This is a genomic window from Prevotella sp. E13-27, assembly GCF_023217965.1.
Classification (GTDB): Bacteria; Bacteroidota; Bacteroidia; order Bacteroidales; family Bacteroidaceae; genus Prevotella.
The window spans coordinates 1,695,494-1,711,220 of record NZ_JALPSC010000002.1 but is presented as its reverse complement, the minus strand read 5'-3'; the positions used below and the strand labels follow the sequence as shown (position 1 = coordinate 1,711,220).

Sequence of the window (15,727 nt, the reverse complement as noted above, 5' to 3'; positions counted from 1 at the left end):
GCGATGATAGCAAGAGCAAGAGCCGTGGCGCACGGCAACGCCTATACGACGTATGCCACACTGAAAAAGGATGCGGAGTTCGTCTGCTGTGAAAACATGGCGGGAGATATGACCGCTACTGTAACGGATGATGATCTGGACAATATTTGGATGCAGTTCAAGTATGCCGGGGAGAACTATATTGCCAAAGGCAAAGCCGTGAGCAGAAATCTGATAGCAATGGAGGTGTCGCCCACTAAGGATGAGTCGAAGGGCTGGACGCTGGAGCAATGGAAGTGGTTTGCACATCGATTCATTGAAGAAATGGATAAGATTGAGTTTAGGGATAAGAATGGAAAAGTGTCGTCGAAACGGATGGACTTGGCGCATAGCAAATGGATTGCCATGCTGCACCATGATGCCAAGAGTGGGATTCTACATCTGCATTTTATGGTGTCGCGCTTTACCATCGACGGAAAGATCAATGACACCAATCTTATAGGATTGAAGGCAACAATGGCTGCAAACAGCATTAACCAAAGCCTGGGCTGGAAGCAGTCGCAGGAGATCAGCGCGGAACACAAGACTGAGATTAAAGATGCCCTCTATGATATTCTGAGAAATATGAATCGGTTCGATTGGAATGTATTTCTCCAGAAGATAAAGGAACGTGGCTATTCTGCCGAACTCAAAAAGGATAGTAATGGCGAGGTCGTGGGCTATAGAATCAAACGGGGTAACTCAAAATATAACGCCTCAGAGATTGGCCGACAGCTGACGGCTAGTAGAATAGAGGCGACTTGGAGGCAGTTGCACAAGGACATGGAAGCTGAAACGGCCAAAAGGAAAGCCGATGAGCAAAAAGCCAGGATCGAGTACGCAGAACGCCATCACTTTGTTTGTGAGCCTGTAAGTCCTGATACTAAGAAGGAGCATTTTGAGTTTGACCGCAGTATTGCTGATGGCAAAGAGCCTGAGCACTTCACCTTTGACGTCTCTGAGAATCTCGTTGATGCCATGTGCAGTTCCTTCAAGGCACTCGAAGACGAGTTTGAGTTTGTGCTCGAAGAAGTAATAGAGACTTCGCTCTTCGTATTCTTTGAACTGATGAGTGTCCCAGGTGGCTCTGGCTATTCTTCAGGCTGTTGCGGTGGAAGCAACAATGACCTGCCTCACAAGAAGAAGGACGACGACGATGAATTGCTGCGTGCCATGCGTATCGCCAAGGCCGTAGCCCACAGTTGTCCGCACAAGGTCATTCGTCATGGTTATGGAAGATAATAATATAATTATGTAAAAGTGCAAATATATAATGTAATGAAAAAATATAAAGATGCAGAAAGCCTGTTCGACAATGTAGAGGGGCAGGAAGAAAAGGAGAATATGACTGTAGCTGGTACGTCTCAAAATGAGAACGTACCAGCTCCTATCGGGGGAGAATCAACGTTTAGTGCTGACTATCTGGAGAAAATCCTACAGATACAACGGAATTTTGACAGACAGCAAGAGCAGAACGCTAAGATTTTAGAGACTATGGAAAGGCTTGTGAAACGTCTGGAAGGCTGCAAGGATATAAAAGTAAGTCTTTCTGAAGATGACAAGAATCTGTTGTCTGCCCTTCCTATAACAATCAACAAACATGTTGCTACGACAGTAGGAGAGGCAGGACAGAAAGTAAAAGAGGACATAGACAAGCAAACCGTATCTTCGATGAAATCACTCACTGGAACATGTGACAAGAAGACTGAGGAATTAAAGAAGGTGCTTAACAACAAGGGTATCTATCTTTCTTGGTGGAACTTCTGGGCAATGATTATAATGGCAATTACCAGTGTAGGCTATGCCATATATGCTGCATTCAACAGATGCCTATGGGATGAGTTATGGGAGAGACTGTGGTTTCCATTATTAGTGTTATTGTTCTTTGTTTGTTCAATAGGCTTAATGGTCTGGCTCAATCTCAGAGAATATAGAATCCCCAAATACTAAAGCCTCTATCTGCAAACTCTGAGATTGCAAACTGCAAAATTAGGAGTCAAGGAACGCCAAAACAATAATTATCACGCCAAAAACACGCCAATTTAGGATAAAAGAAATCCGCTAAGTACTGATTTTCAGTGACTTAGCGGATTAGTCTGTTGGGGTACCCGGACTCGAACCAGGAAAGGCAGGACCAGAATCTGCAGTGTTACCATTACACCATACCCCAATTCTGTGGTTGCAAATGCGGTTGTTTCCGTTTTGCGGATGCAAAGGTACTACTTTTTCATAAACTACCAAACTTTTTCGGCACTTTTTTATAAAAATTCTCAAAAAAAGTGTCTGATGGAGGCGATTTACAATAAAACTGACTATCTTTGCACCTAATTTATATATGACTTGAACAATCAGTAAATATGATTCAAACAATTATTAAGGGAATACAAGAGAAAAAAGGAAGTGGTATTGTTGTAGCCGATCTTGACGGCATAGACGGAACAATCTGTCGTTATTTCATCATTTGTCAGGGTAACTCGCCAGCACAGGTGGAGGCGATTGCCGACTCTATAGCTGAAACGACCCGCAAGGACATGAAGGAGAAGCCTGCGCGTGTCGTGGGTCTCGAGAATGCCCAGTGGGTGGCAATGGACTATGGCGATGTGCTGGTCCACATCTTCCTGCCCGATGTACGTGAGTATTATGACTTGGAGCATCTGTGGGATGATGCAAAGTTGAACTATATACCCGACTTAGACTAATTTCTACTATGGAAAATAATTTGAAAAATCCCCAAGGCAATAAGGATCCAAAGATGCCGCGTTTCAACATCAGCTGGATTTTCATTCTGGCTATCGTAGCACTTATTGCATTGTATGTGAACAGTGAGACAGGCCCTGTACAGCCTACGCCCCGTGTTGAGACGAGCTATACTGACTTCCAGACATACATGGATAAGGGCTACGCGTCGAAACTTGTCGTTGACAAGACGCAGGGCGTTGTGAAGATGTATGTGAAGCCAGAGCATATACGCGACATCTTCAAGCAAGGTGCCGATCAGGTGGGCACAGAACCTTACATCTCTGTTGAGATAGGAAGCCTTGATAAGTTCGAGACTTTCGTTGAGGAGAAGCGTGCCGAGCAGAAGTTCGCTGGCAAGGTTACCTATGAGGCAAAGCATGGCGACGGATTCCTGAGTAATCTGTTTTGGAGCGTGTTCCCTTTCTTACTCATAATAGGAGTGTGGATGTTCCTCATGCGCCGCATGGGTGGCGGTGGCTCAGGCTTTGGCGGTGGTGGCATCTTCAGCGTTGGCAAGAGCCGTGCAAAGATGTACGAGAAGGGTGGCGACCTTGGCATCACGTTTAAGGATGTGGCTGGTCAGGCAGGCGCCAAGCAGGAGGTTCAGGAGATTGTTGAGTTCCTGAAGAACCCTCAGAAATATACCGACCTTGGTGGTAAGATACCCAAGGGCGCTCTGCTCGTTGGCCCTCCAGGAACAGGTAAGACTCTGTTGGCAAAGGCTGTGGCAGGCGAGGCAGGCGTGCCTTTCTTCTCAATGTCGGGTTCCGACTTCGTTGAGATGTTCGTCGGCGTTGGTGCGTCACGTGTGCGTGACCTTTTCGCCCAGGCAAAAGAGAAGTCACCATGTATCATCTTCATCGATGAGATTGATGCCGTGGGACGTGCCCGCTCAAAGAATCCGTCAATGGGTGGCAACGATGAGCGTGAGAACACTCTTAACGCCCTTCTCACTGAGATGGATGGTTTCGGCACTAACAGCGGCGTAATAATCCTTGCTGCTACTAACCGTGCCGACATGCTCGACTCTGCCCTGTTGCGTGCAGGACGTTTCGATCGTCAGATACATGTTGACCTTCCTGATCTCAACGAGCGTAAGGAGGTCTTTGGAGTACATCTGAAACCCCTGAAGATTGACAATACTGTCGATGTGGACTTCCTCGCACGTCAGACTCCAGGCTTCTCTGGTGCCGACATTGCAAATGTGTGTAACGAGGCAGCTCTGATAGCTGCACGTCACGATAGTCCTACTGTTGGCAAGCAGGATTTCCTTGATGCCGTAGATCGCATCATCGGTGGTCTGGAGAAGAAGACAAAGGTTATGACACAGGCAGAGAAGCGCTCTATCGCCATCCATGAGGCTGGTCATGCCACCATATCTTGGTTCACTGAGTATGCCAATCCGTTGGTGAAGGTGAGCATCGTACCTCGTGGACAGGCTCTCGGCGCTGCGTGGTATCTCCCTGAGGAGCGTGTGCTCCAGACTAAGGAGGCTATGCTCGATGAGATGTGCTCACTCCTTGGCGGACGAGCTGCAGAGGAACTGTTCATTGGTCAAATCTCTACTGGTGCCATGAATGACCTTGAGCGTACCACGAAGCAGGCCTATGGCATGATAGCCTATGCCGGCATGAGCGATAAGCTGCCAAACGTGTGCTATTATAACAATGCTGAGTACCAGTTCCAGCGTCCTTATTCTGAGACAACGGCGAAGATCATGGACGAGGAGGTGCTGAAGCTCATCAACGAACAGTATGACCGTGCCAAGCAGATTCTCACTGAGCATAAGGAAGGTCATGCGCAGCTGGCTCAGTTGCTCATAGACCGTGAGGTGATCTTCGCTGAAGATGTGGAGCGCATCTTTGGCAAGCGCCCCTGGACAAGCCGTAGCGAAGAGCTCCTTGAGGCTCAGATGCGTGCCGATGCAGAGCGCATGGCCGAAGAACGAGGCAAGCAGCTTGAGCTTGAAGCAAAACAGCAAGATTCCAAACAGCAAGATGATGCTGAACATAACGAAGGGGAGTCAAATTGACCCCCCTTTTTTTACATGCAGCTCTGCACTCCGAGGCTTGTTGCTATCGCGGTAAGTATCGCCGCGAGCGTCTGCAACACATATTTCCACGTTTCGTTCTTCATAGCTTTTCTTTTTTAACAACGGATTTCACGGATTTTACGGATTTTTTTCTCGCGTTCTTTTCTGACACTTCTTAATTGTAATTGTTCCCATAGTTTTTAATAAGTTTAAAGGTTTAAAAGGTTTAAGTTGTTTAATAGTTTAAAGGTTTAAGTTGTTTAAGTAGTTTGAGGTCTCTCGTGAGCGTTCTTCCTGATTGCTGGCGGTGTTCTTTCTAAACGCCGCGTGCGTTCTTTCTAAACGCTCGTTGTGTGTCATTCGAATGATGTTGCAAAGGTACTACATCGCCATTGCGGTTTACGAATACTTTGCTGATTTTTTTTTCGAATTTTTTTTATGCATAAAAAACAGAAGTAAATAATATCCGTATAAAAGTCAACGTTCTTAGGAAAAGAGTCAACAACCTCAGGGGAGGTTGTCAACATTTCTCAGTTGAGCGAGTAAACTTTTTCCGTATGAATGGGGTAGGTTATTCACTTATTCAGTTATTCACTTTGGACATCTGTGTTTTGAGTATTACTTGAAGCGAAAAATTTTATATTATATATATTATATAATATATATAATATAAATTATTATTTCAATATTTTTTTCTCCACCATCTCTCCTCATCCACTTTCCTCATCCCCTCCATCCCTTTCGGTTTTTGAAAAACCTAAATGTCCAAAGTGAATAACTGAATAAGTGAATAAGTGAGCGCAATGTGAGCTTGCTCAAATATTGCCGAACGTGAGAGTTTTCGACGAAGTCAATAAGTGAATAAGTTCCTGGGAAAGGAAAAGGCTGCCTCGAAGACTGGGTGGCAAAGGCTTCGTCTTGCCCTGAAAAACGTTGAATGAAAAAACAACGTTTTAAAATGGAGAAAACAGAAGATTTAAAGTTACAAGAACTAGCGTTTAACAAGCGAGTGAGTACACGACAGAAGACATTGGAAGAAAAACGGATGATAGTCAGTTCCCATCTGTTAAATCATGTACCAATTAGTCAACTAAGTGCTAATTTTGGTGTCAACAAGGTGACAATTTACAGATGGATTCGTACCTTTGCAGACGGAAAGGTGCCTATTAGAAGAAGTGAAGGCACTCCAGAAGTCAAACCAAATCCGTCTAGTATGTCTAAGAAGAGTCAGAAAGCAGTGGAGACGGAGGCCGAGGAACTGATCCGTCTCAGGGAAGAGAACAAGCGTCTGGCGGAAGCATTGAAGATGTCTGAGTGGATGAATCACGCTAAGGACGTAATGATCGATGAGGCCGAAAAGACATTCAATATTCCGATCAGAAAAAAATCTGGTGCCAAACAGTAAAGACGCTTGCCGCAGAGAAGGTCAAAGGCCAAACCATGGGCCTTCTCTGCCGGCTGTTTGGCAAGAGCTGGCAGGCATATTACCAGCACAAGGAGACGTTAGGCAAGCAACGACTGACGGAGGAAATGGTCATCCAGTTCATTAAGGATATACGCGAGCTCGACCCCGGACTTGGTGGTGAGAAACTTCACTACATGTATCGCGAGCGCTTTGGAGCTGATTATGAATATATGGTGGGACGTGATAAGATGGAAGCGATAATAGCCCGTAACGGATTGAACGTGAGGCTCCCCAGACGCCATCCCCGCACGACAGACTCCACTCACGGGCTGCCTACGTATCCGAATCTGGTAAAGGATTTCATACCGATACGCAAGAATCAGGTGTGGGTGACAGACATCACCTATATCCCTATTTGGAATTATGACGGCAGCTATGATTTCTGCTACCTGTCGATGATAACGGACAGCTATACCAAGGAGATCATCAGCTGGTATGTTGGCGAGACGATGGGAGCCTGGTGTAGCGTAGAATGCCTCATGAAAGCTCTTGAGAAGCTACCCGTAGACGAGGTTGTTAATCTCATCCATCACTCAGACAGAGGCGTACAGTATGTCAGTGCTGCATATACATCACTGCTTATCGAGGCTGGTATCAAGATTAGCATGACGGAGAGCGGCGATCCCAAGGACAATGCAGTGGCAGAGCGCCAGAACAACACCGTCAAGAACGAACTGCTCAAGGACATCAAATTCCACTCTATAGGCGAAGTGAGGAGGGCTATGGAAAAGGCTGTGGCCTTCTATAACAATGAACGTCCACACATGTCGCTGAACAACATGACGCCTCGTCAGGCAGCATCTTGTACGGGTAAAATACAGAAAAAATGGATCAGTTACAGAGAAAAGTACCTCGAAAATTTGGAAATTCAAGAAGGGGCATGTACCTTTGCACCGCAAACCCTGAATATGATTGAACGGCTTTCCGCGGAGCCTATTCAACAAAAACAAGGGTTAAGGGAGAATCATTCAACTTCTGCCAGGGGTTAGAATTAAGGTACCCAACAGGCATTCAACCTATGGCAGGGTTAAGGTAAAAACCATTCAACTTTTTCTAGGGTAGTACACTTAGATATCATTGTGACGCAGTGACGCAGTGACGCAGTTGCATTTGTGTTCGGAGAAGTGTCAAAATAAACGGTAATAATTATTTTATATTATATAGTATATAATATAATTATTTCTTCTCTTTTAGTCGCTATCTAAATATACCAAATGCAACTGCGTCACAGCGTCACAGCGTCACAGTTTTGCATTAGAAATATTTGGTAGAGCTGGATTTTATGTTTATCTTTTCATCACATAAACGCTAAAGACCAAATATGAGGAATCTGAATATTATTCGATATGACAGGTACCAGTCCCTTGTCAACTGGCAGGAGAAACGAGGGCCACCCTATCCCCCGCTTTTAAATATGGTGCAATTATAATCTCTTTATCTTTTTCACCCATTAGTAATAGTAATCGTATTAAAATTTTTGCAAACATAGGAAGAAAAATACTAACCGCCAAAAAAGATATGCACGCATTTGGGACGAACACCAAATACATGCATACCAAAACGGCATTTCGACCAAAGCTCTATAAATTCTGGCGGTATTCCTGAGGGGTAACACCGTACTGGCGCTTAAACTTTTCACGAAAGTTGGCAGGTGTGAAGCCCACGGCAGTAGCGATGGCAGTGATTGTCATCGAAGTGTTATCGCGAAGCATAGGAAGTGCTTCCTCCATACGGATGTTATTGATATACTGGGGAAATGAGGAACTGCCGACATGCTGTGCCAACAGGTTATTGAGCGTATGACGAGTGATGCGGAAACGTGTACAGATATCCTGTCGTTGAAGTGAGGCATTGGCATAGAGATGTTCCATGCGGATGGCAGTATCAATCGTATCAAAGAGGGCAGAGTTAGTCTCTGATTCCTCTAGTTCCCCTGACTCGCCAACCTCATCGGGTTCTTCCGCCTCATCAGCAGGCACCACAAATGGTGTGCCGTTGATCATACGTACCAAGGCATGGTTCTTCTCGCTGATGATCTGGCGCTGACGACGGTAGTAGAACGAAAAGACAGCAGCAATCATGAACAACAATACAATGACACCGATGATGATCGATTTGATGCGACTAGCAGACTCGGTCTCCCGAATCTTCAGTTCCTGCTCCTGGGCATGATAGCGGGCGGCATAGTCATGGGCCTCACTGGCATGCAGACTGTCGCTGAGCACCTTTGCCAGATTGGCATGACGTTTCATCAGATCGTAGGCCTCGACGAGACGCCCTTTGGCACGGGCAACGATAGCACGATCACGCAGGATCACGGCATAGTCGGCATTAATGGTATCATAACCCATACGATAGGCTATCTCATCACTGGTGGCCATCGCCTCATCATACATACCGAGCGCCATCTGCGTCGGAATAATCATCCTGCGGGCACTAAATGAATGACCATAACCGCTCTGGTCGAAGCGGGCGAGATACTCACGGGCATGAGCGATATCACCCGTCATGGCATAGGCACCAGCCAGGAAGCCATTGGCCTGGGCACGGCTGAAGTCAATATAGCGGTCGCGATCGGCAGGGCTGTCGCTCCACGACAGACGGTAACTGTCTTCGGCATAGTCCATGGCATGCTGCTCATAATGATCAAGCCGGTCGAGGATACGCTGTGCCAAAGGTATCACCTCAGCATAGCGCCCCTGCTCATTCAGTACAGTAATTTTACGTTTCACAGCAATGATGAAGGCATCCATGCGGTCGATACTGCCAGGTTCATCGAGATGACGAATTGCCTCGTCGATTTTCGCCATACCCTCCTCCGGCTGTCCCAGATGAGCCATCACCATACCGATCTCTGCCTCAGTACGCCATTGTTCCGTCTCCTCTCCCTGAAGACGACAGACCTCAGCCTTCTGCGTCGCCCACTTCACATAGCCTTCAAAGTCGGTCTTGGTACGACTGGTGATCATCAGCAGATCGAGAATATTCTCCTGCTCATGGAGTGTTTTAATCACGGAATCATGCTTCAGCAACTGCTTACAGATCAGGATGGCAGAATCCTGCCGCTGCTTGAGGAGCGACTTGCTAAAGATCTTGGCACGGATAAACTGGGCACGGTATTCATTGATATTGCCAAGCAACAAGGCAGAGTCGAGCATCACGATTGCACGATCCGGATGATAGCCATAAGCCACCAATACGGAGTCTTCCTGATAAGGTGTATCACCCAAATTTAGAATATGTCTTGCTGAATTATTTCTTCCGCAACTGGCAAAAACCAGTATAGAAACAAATAGCAGGACTTGAAGAACATTTCTCATACCTTATATAGAATAGTCTCAGTTTCTTAATCTTCCTCAGTGGAAATGTAAAACGAAGGGATGTCACGGCGAAGAGTCAAAACCCAGCCGTCACCATCAGGCTGGTATTTCGCACGATCAATATGATCGTCCATCAAGTATATCATACGATTATCGATGGGGTTACCCGCATGGCGGAGCGTCAAGGTAAATCGCTGCTTCGAAGCTGTCACCTTGACATCACAAGGACGACCTTTCAGTTCGCTAAGAGCAATCTCAACCAACTGCACAACAATGCGCAGAAGTTCTCGGTTGGATTGTTCTGCAACCACACGCTTCACGAAAGCTATTGTTGTCTCGTTTTTATTTGGTAAATAAACTACTTCATCCATAAACGTTGCAAAATTACGCAAAAGTATATATTCTGCCAAGAAAAAGATGCACGCATTTGGGCTCTATCCCAAATGCGTGCATCAAAATCAGAAAAAAACAAGCGACATCCCCGACTGACGGGAATGTCGCTCTATTTTGAGAATAAGATTATACTATACCTTGATCTCAACCTCAACACCGCTGGGAAGTTCAAGCTTCATCAGGGCGTCAACAGTCTTGGCTGTTGAGCTGTAGATGTCAATCAGACGCTTGTAGTCTGACAGTTGGAACTGCTCACGGCTCTTCTTGTTAACGAAGGTAGAGCGGTTAACGGTGAAGATACGCTTGTGGGTGGGAAGGGAAATTGGTCCGCTGATGATGGCACCAGTAGCCTTTACGGCCTTCACAATCTTCTCTGCTGACTTGTCTACGAGTTTGTGGTCGTAGCTCTTCAGCTTGATACGGTATGACAGGTACCAGTCCCTTGTCAATCCTTGTCAATCTTTGTTATAATAAAAAACTGGTCGGAACATCTTTTTTTGTTCCGACCAGTTTTTATTTTAAGAAAATCTTCTTTTAACTTATCTAAGAACTTTGACAGTTGTTCCTCCGAGAGTTCTTACGATGTTCAGTCCGCGTTGGAGAGACTTGTGACTACGTCCGTCAAGTCCATATATCTTAAGGTCATCCTTCTTCGCGCCATTCAAGCTACTAATACCAGTAGTAATTTCAACGTTTGCAGAAGAAGCTGCCGACTCTCCTTGCTCATAAACAGCTGTAACTTGATAGAGGTGAGATCCTTTGTTCTTGTTGGTATCGCTATAGTTTGTAACATCTGCTGCTACCTGACCTACAAGCTGTCCGTCGCAATAGATACGATATCCACTTAGTTTCAAGCTACCCTTGCCTGCAGCAGACTGGAACTTGATATCATCGACAAAGAATCGATAACCATAAGAAGTAGTATGACGAATTGCGAAATACTTTGCTCCAGCTGGCAGTTTATACTGACGTAAAGTCCAATCGAAGGATGAAGTTTCCTGTGCTAAAGACTCGAAATGTTCCGGATCAGTATCCGTAGTAGAATAGAGCACTTCGAATGTCTCCATGTTATAATATCCATGCTCATAGAACGAGATACTCTGTTCTTCACCAGTCAGTTCGGGAGATATCAACCAGTCATCGCTTGTTCCATTGGCTACTGCAACAGCTGCAAAGAACTGATTGCCAGATACAGGTTGCCAACCATTACTATTTCCCATCCAGTCGATAGTAGAATAGTTGCGTACAACAGGATTGAACACCAACCAAGATGTCGGCTGTCCTGCTGCATCATAAATTACATGGTCATCGCCTGCATACACATCATCGTGAGTAGGAAGCCCGTCACGGTCAATTGTTGTCCACTGACCAAATGTATTCACCACGTATGGCTCATAGTTTTCCACATCTTCAATTGTAGGAACAGAAAACTCTGAATATTCAGGTGACTGCCAAGTCAGAGACACTAAACCATTGTTCATTACAGCCTCAACATTCTCAGGCTTTGGATAAATAGGAAGAGTAACGGTAACGGCAACATCCTTGCTTCTATTATTATCTGATTCCTGGTCCTTATCAAAATCAACTGTTGCATAGAGATTCAACACACTTTTAAGCGTATTTACAGGAATAGAGAAATTGAAAGTCTCTTCTGCATTTGCGCCCAATGGGGCTGTGTTATTCTTTGTCTCTAACAGACGTCCGTCATCATATAGACTAACACTGTAGGTACCAGCTTCATTGATACCTATATTCTTTACAGTAGCAGTCATTTTTAGATTCTGTCCTGAAGTAGCCTCATTTGGAGATACTAACGAAACAGAAAGGTCGTTTGGCAGAAGATTACGAACGCCAACGGCATCTATATAGGTATATGTCGTACCAGAATTTTCTGCGTCGAATAGTACCTGTATATATTCGGCATCCTTAAACTCAGCCAAATCTACACATTCATATGAAAACATTTTTTCAGCATCCAACTGCCAAAAATAAATAGGCTGTATATCACGAACCAAGATGGTGTCGGCTCCGTTTTTGATAATTTTCACATGAAGTGGGCTTCCTAATTCGCTATACTCATTCTCTGAACGATGACTATAGTAGAACTCCAATATAGGTGTTTCAGCACCATGTATATTAATCTTTCCAGTAAAAAGTTTCGCTCCAGAGCCTACATATCCGCCTCCGGTACCGAAAGCTATGAAGCCATTATTACCATCAGCATCCGCATCTGTGTTAGGTGCCCATGATGAGCCCCATCCACGATCGTTATAGTTTTCAGAACCCCAGAAATTGGAAAGGTTACCATTAGCGAATCCCTCATAGAATGGCAATTCATAATGTGCTCCGGCAATAATACCATTCGATTGTACTATCTCACTATATCCTAAAAGATTTGCAGCTTGTACACCAAAAACGAGCCAATGCTGTTCGCCTGTGTTATCTATAGCCTCACTATAGGTCTGGCTTTGTAATCCTGTTGCAACCACCTGACCATCATTTCTCATCACACCGTAGAAAAGATTATTCTTATCAACAGGTCCTTGATGTTGTCCAACTATAGGCGCATCCCAAGTAAGAACAGCCTTGCCACCTACTTCTTTCAGTGCAACATTAATTGGAGAGGTAGGAGCGTCAAAGCCAACCCAAACAGTTATTTCTGCATCTTGTCCTTCTCCATTGTTATTTACCGCCACTACCCTATAGGTATTCAGTTGTCCTGTTAATGCTTCAGTATCATCATAGCTAATCTGCTGTCCTGGGATAATATCTGAAAGAGAATCTATCAACGCATCATCGCGATAAATCTTGATTTTTTCCAAAGAAACGAGCGATTCTTTATTCAGAGAAAGAACAGGAGTAGTAAAGGTAAGAGTAACATGCGCTTTTCCTTCTACATCTGCTGTGGCAGTCAGATCAGTAACAGATTGTGGAGCAGTCAACATAGGACCTTGTTCCAAAGTAAGATCATCAAGATTAATGCTTGAGAGATCATAGCCATTTGCTCTGATACCTATGAAATAGTTGCCACTGACTTCAACAGAAAAGAGATTATCAAACTGCTGTTTCTCAGGAACATTGATATTTATTCGAGAGAAAAGCTGCTGTTTAAGGTCGGCAATACCATTACCCTGCCCTACAAAAGCTGAGACTGAATAAGGATAGTTACCTGCCCAGTCGCACCATGTAGATACTTTGAGACGATAGGTATAATCACTATTCAGTTTAAGAGCTGGTGTGACAAGCCAGTCATCGGTATTCTCAAAAGGAGCTCCCCATAAGAAAGCTTTTCCATCCTGAAAAGACCAAGAAGATCCGTCACCATCACCATCAATAGTTGTCATCAAAGATGTAGTAGCCTGATCATCAAATCGCTGTATATATGGAGGTAAAACAGCTTCGCCAGCTATGATCATGTTCGACTGTGCTTCATCTCCTGTTAAATCACCATTATGAGCAACCACTTTATAGTAGAATGCAGTGAGTTGTTCTGGAACATAAGTCTCACTATACGTTGTATTACTGATGCCGTTTGCAACAACGACATTATCTGGATAGCGGGTCACACTGTATGTAAGCGAGGAAGCATCAAGGTTTTCTCCGTGAATGCCAACAGCAGGAGCTTGCCAAGAGAGTGTTGCCACATTATTATCATATGTCAGTTTCAGATTTACTGGTGCTGTCGGTGTATCAGGACCGCCAGTCCATGTTGTTGGCTCGCTCAGTGTATAGAGTCCTACAATCTCCTCATTGCCAGAGAAAGGAGATATCAATGAGGCTGCACCAGTCTTTATGTCGACCTCATAAAGACCGGCTTTATCCTGAGTTGTAGTTGTAGCCCAAAAGAGTCTATTGGTTGCCAAATCGAAGGTTGCACTCTGCATATACTTCGGAGCAACACCAGTAGAGCCTATCTTGGTAAGTGACGCATCCGTCTTATTAATACGATAAAGAACTCCCGACTGACTGATGCCATAAAGCAGACCTGTTGCATCGGCTGCTAAGGCAATAATACTTTCCGAAAGAGCACCTATGGTAGTACGCTTTTCAGTATTTATGTCTATGGTAGCAAGCTCAGGAGAACCACTATTAGAAGCAAACACGCCATAAACATTGTTGGTTGTCGGATCTACAGTAAGATCGGTGCCATACCAAGTAGCAGGAAACGATAGTTCGTCGATCTCTTCCCAATCAGAATCGTAAACATAAACGTTCACCTCGGCTATCCCGTCTCCATAATCCTGCCCATTAAACAAATAGTAGTTACCATTCCAACGTACTGCAGGACCATTGATACTAAAGTTGTAATCGCCATAGATAAATGTTAACTCTGTGGCTGACTGTGCTGGGAAGGAATAAACGCCCTTGTTAAGCCCATTTTCTGAATAGACTACTGTTCCGAAAACGACAGGAGTCGTAGCTGTTGCAAAACCCGATAAAAGGAACATTTGCAACAGAGCAAATAAACTCAGAATTCTCTTCATTTTAATAAATTAATTTTTGTTTTTGTATTGTATATCTTGAAAACAGGCGCAAAAGTAGTGATTTTAACAGAAAACTATAACTAAAAAAAGCATTAAATTGTAGAATTATTACAACAACGCAATGATAATTGATTTAAATCAACCAAACAGACAATATAGAAAATGTTTTTATTCCAACAAGATGACCTTTGCTTGGTGACAGCAGGGACAGGTTCTAGCGTCTCGCCTAACGTAGAATGGGAGATGGCGAGATCAGCTGTTTCTTAATCTCAATGGCGTCATGCCGAAATGATCCTTGACGTACTTACCGAAGAACGATGGATTGGGGAAACCTAAGTGGTCACAAATCTGCTTGATGCTGAGGTCGGTATGCTTCAGATAGTAGCGTATGTCCTCCAGCACGTGTTCTGTTATCCACTCATTGGCCGTCTTGCCAGAGTTCTTCTTGCATATAGCTGTGAGGTATTTGGGCGATATGCAAAGGTCGTTGGCGTAGGCTTCTACTGGGCGGTGCTTCACCTTGGTAGAGTGCAGCAGGTCGAGGAACCGCTGGAAGTGTCCGTCAGTAGAACTGATGTCATGGTCAACTGCAGGGAGCATCGTCTTCATTGCACCACAAAGGCCGAGGATGGCCGAACGCAGCAACGCCTCGATTACCTCAGTGTGATAGGGGTTGTCTGTGCCACGCTCGATTGCCAGCGTCAACATGTCGTAGAAGTGGGTGTAGAAGAGTATCTCGTCTTCGTCCATTGAAACGATGTGTTGGCGCTGTATGTACATCATGTCATTCCAGATGTTTATCTTCTCACGAAGAAAACTGCGCAGTATGCGATTGGTTAGAAACAGTCCCTTCAGGTCGAAGTCGGGACTCACCATAACGTCGGTCACCGTTACATTTTGCGGCACCACAGCCACCTGATTCTGGTGCAACTCCATCTGTTTGCCGTTCATCTGCGCCAGCACCTTGCCCTTGGTACAGATCACTATGGAGTTCATCGTTACGTGGGCCGCGCTTATCTGCGTAAACTGCTGTATGCTATCCACTATGGCTATATCGTTGTCAAGATAGCCCAGCTGGATATCATCATTGTTGGCCAATGTCTGAAATGTAATCTCTTCCTGCTGTTTCATGTTGCAAAAGTAGTCAAAAATCTGCGGAAATGATGTTTTATTTGATATTGTTAATGTTTGATTTCGCCTTATTGTGTAAAATTAGTAATAAAATAGGTTAAATGAAACGTTGGTTATGTTTGATTTCGTGTTACCTTTGCCACCA

The 15,727-nt window shown here is 44.7% G+C and carries 12 protein-coding genes and 1 tRNA gene; 6 read left to right on the top strand and 7 right to left on the bottom strand.

Annotation, left to right across the window (positions count from 1 at the left end; translation table 11 throughout):
* Positions 1-3 precede the first annotated feature (3 nt).
* Positions 4-1,260 (top strand): hypothetical protein, encoded by a 1,257-nt coding sequence (locus M1L52_RS16230; protein WP_248616052.1) that lies wholly within the window; start codon positions 4-6, stop codon positions 1,258-1,260.
* A 36-nt stretch (positions 1,261-1,296) separates the two neighbouring features.
* Positions 1,297-1,968: a hypothetical protein gene (locus tag M1L52_RS16225; RefSeq protein WP_248616051.1), complete on the top strand. Its 672-nt coding sequence runs from the start codon at positions 1,297-1,299 to the stop codon at positions 1,966-1,968.
* Between the two features lie 149 nt (positions 1,969-2,117).
* Here the strand turns inward: M1L52_RS16225 and M1L52_RS16220 are convergent.
* A tRNA-Gln gene (locus M1L52_RS16220) sits at positions 2,118-2,188 on the bottom strand.
* 187 nt (positions 2,189-2,375) lie between these two features.
* Here M1L52_RS16220 and rsfS point away from each other — a divergent pair.
* Entirely contained in the window at positions 2,376-2,717 is a 342-nt protein-coding gene (gene rsfS / locus M1L52_RS16215) for a ribosome silencing factor (protein ID WP_248616050.1), read from the top strand.
* Positions 2,718-2,725: 8 nt separating this feature from the next.
* Complete coding sequence (ftsH, locus tag M1L52_RS16210; protein WP_248616049.1) at positions 2,726-4,789, top strand: ATP-dependent zinc metalloprotease FtsH; 2,064 nt, start codon at positions 2,726-2,728, stop codon at positions 4,787-4,789.
* Positions 4,790-4,800: 11 nt separating this feature from the next.
* On the opposite strand, the gene M1L52_RS16205 is transcribed toward ftsH, so the two are convergent.
* Entirely contained in the window at positions 4,801-4,893 is a 93-nt protein-coding gene (locus tag M1L52_RS16205) for a smalltalk protein (protein ID WP_248616048.1), read from the bottom strand.
* Between the two features lie 854 nt (positions 4,894-5,747).
* Here M1L52_RS16205 and M1L52_RS16200 point away from each other — a divergent pair.
* Both M1L52_RS16200 and M1L52_RS16195 read left to right on the top strand, forming a co-directional pair.
* The gene (locus M1L52_RS16200) at positions 5,748-6,194 is read left to right on the top strand and encodes a hypothetical protein (protein ID WP_248613860.1); all 447 of its coding nucleotides are present in this window, start codon (positions 5,748-5,750) and stop codon (positions 6,192-6,194) included.
* A 35-nt stretch (positions 6,195-6,229) separates the two neighbouring features.
* Positions 6,230-7,243 (top strand): IS3 family transposase, encoded by a 1,014-nt coding sequence (locus tag M1L52_RS16195; protein ID WP_248613859.1) that lies wholly within the window; start codon positions 6,230-6,232, stop codon positions 7,241-7,243.
* A 591-nt stretch (positions 7,244-7,834) separates the two neighbouring features.
* Here M1L52_RS16195 and M1L52_RS16190 read toward each other — a convergent pair.
* From M1L52_RS16190 to M1L52_RS16170, 5 genes are all read right to left on the bottom strand, one after another.
* Positions 7,835-9,484, bottom strand: a complete 1,650-nt coding sequence (locus M1L52_RS16190; RefSeq protein ID WP_248616047.1) for an AraC family transcriptional regulator — start codon at positions 9,482-9,484, stop codon at positions 7,835-7,837.
* Positions 9,485-9,600: 116 nt separating this feature from the next.
* Complete coding sequence (locus M1L52_RS16185) at positions 9,601-9,945, bottom strand: hypothetical protein (RefSeq protein ID WP_248616046.1); 345 nt, start codon at positions 9,943-9,945, stop codon at positions 9,601-9,603.
* A 153-nt stretch (positions 9,946-10,098) separates the two neighbouring features.
* Entirely contained in the window at positions 10,099-10,398 is a 300-nt protein-coding gene (gene rpsJ, locus M1L52_RS16180; RefSeq protein WP_248616102.1) for a 30S ribosomal protein S10, read from the bottom strand.
* Positions 10,399-10,506: 108 nt separating this feature from the next.
* On the bottom strand, positions 10,507-14,451 hold the full coding sequence (locus M1L52_RS16175) for a choice-of-anchor J domain-containing protein (RefSeq protein ID WP_248616045.1): 3,945 nt from the start codon (positions 14,449-14,451) through the stop codon (positions 10,507-10,509).
* A 252-nt stretch (positions 14,452-14,703) separates the two neighbouring features.
* Positions 14,704-15,582 (bottom strand): helix-turn-helix domain-containing protein, encoded by an 879-nt coding sequence (locus M1L52_RS16170; RefSeq protein WP_248616044.1) that lies wholly within the window; start codon positions 15,580-15,582, stop codon positions 14,704-14,706.
* Positions 15,583-15,727 lie beyond the last annotated feature (145 nt).

Coding starts and splice junctions, on each gene's coding strand:
- M1L52_RS16230 (WP_248616052.1), top strand. CDS start 4: ATGATAGCAAGAGCAAGAGCCGTGGCGCACGGCAACGCCTATACGACG.
- M1L52_RS16225 (WP_248616051.1), top strand. CDS start 1,297: ATGAAAAAATATAAAGATGCAGAAAGCCTGTTCGACAATGTAGAGGGG.
- rsfS (WP_248616050.1), top strand. CDS start 2,376: ATGATTCAAACAATTATTAAGGGAATACAAGAGAAAAAAGGAAGTGGT.
- ftsH (WP_248616049.1), top strand. CDS start 2,726: ATGGAAAATAATTTGAAAAATCCCCAAGGCAATAAGGATCCAAAGATG.
- M1L52_RS16205 (WP_248616048.1), bottom strand. CDS start 4,893: ATGAAGAACGAAACGTGGAAATATGTGTTGCAGACGCTCGCGGCGATA.
- M1L52_RS16200 (WP_248613860.1), top strand. CDS start 5,748: ATGGAGAAAACAGAAGATTTAAAGTTACAAGAACTAGCGTTTAACAAG.
- M1L52_RS16195 (WP_248613859.1), top strand. CDS start 6,230: ATGGGCCTTCTCTGCCGGCTGTTTGGCAAGAGCTGGCAGGCATATTAC.
- M1L52_RS16185 (WP_248616046.1), bottom strand. CDS start 9,945: ATGGATGAAGTAGTTTATTTACCAAATAAAAACGAGACAACAATAGCT.
- M1L52_RS16175 (WP_248616045.1), bottom strand. CDS start 14,451: ATGAAGAGAATTCTGAGTTTATTTGCTCTGTTGCAAATGTTCCTTTTA.
- M1L52_RS16170 (WP_248616044.1), bottom strand. CDS start 15,582: ATGAAACAGCAGGAAGAGATTACATTTCAGACATTGGCCAACAATGAT.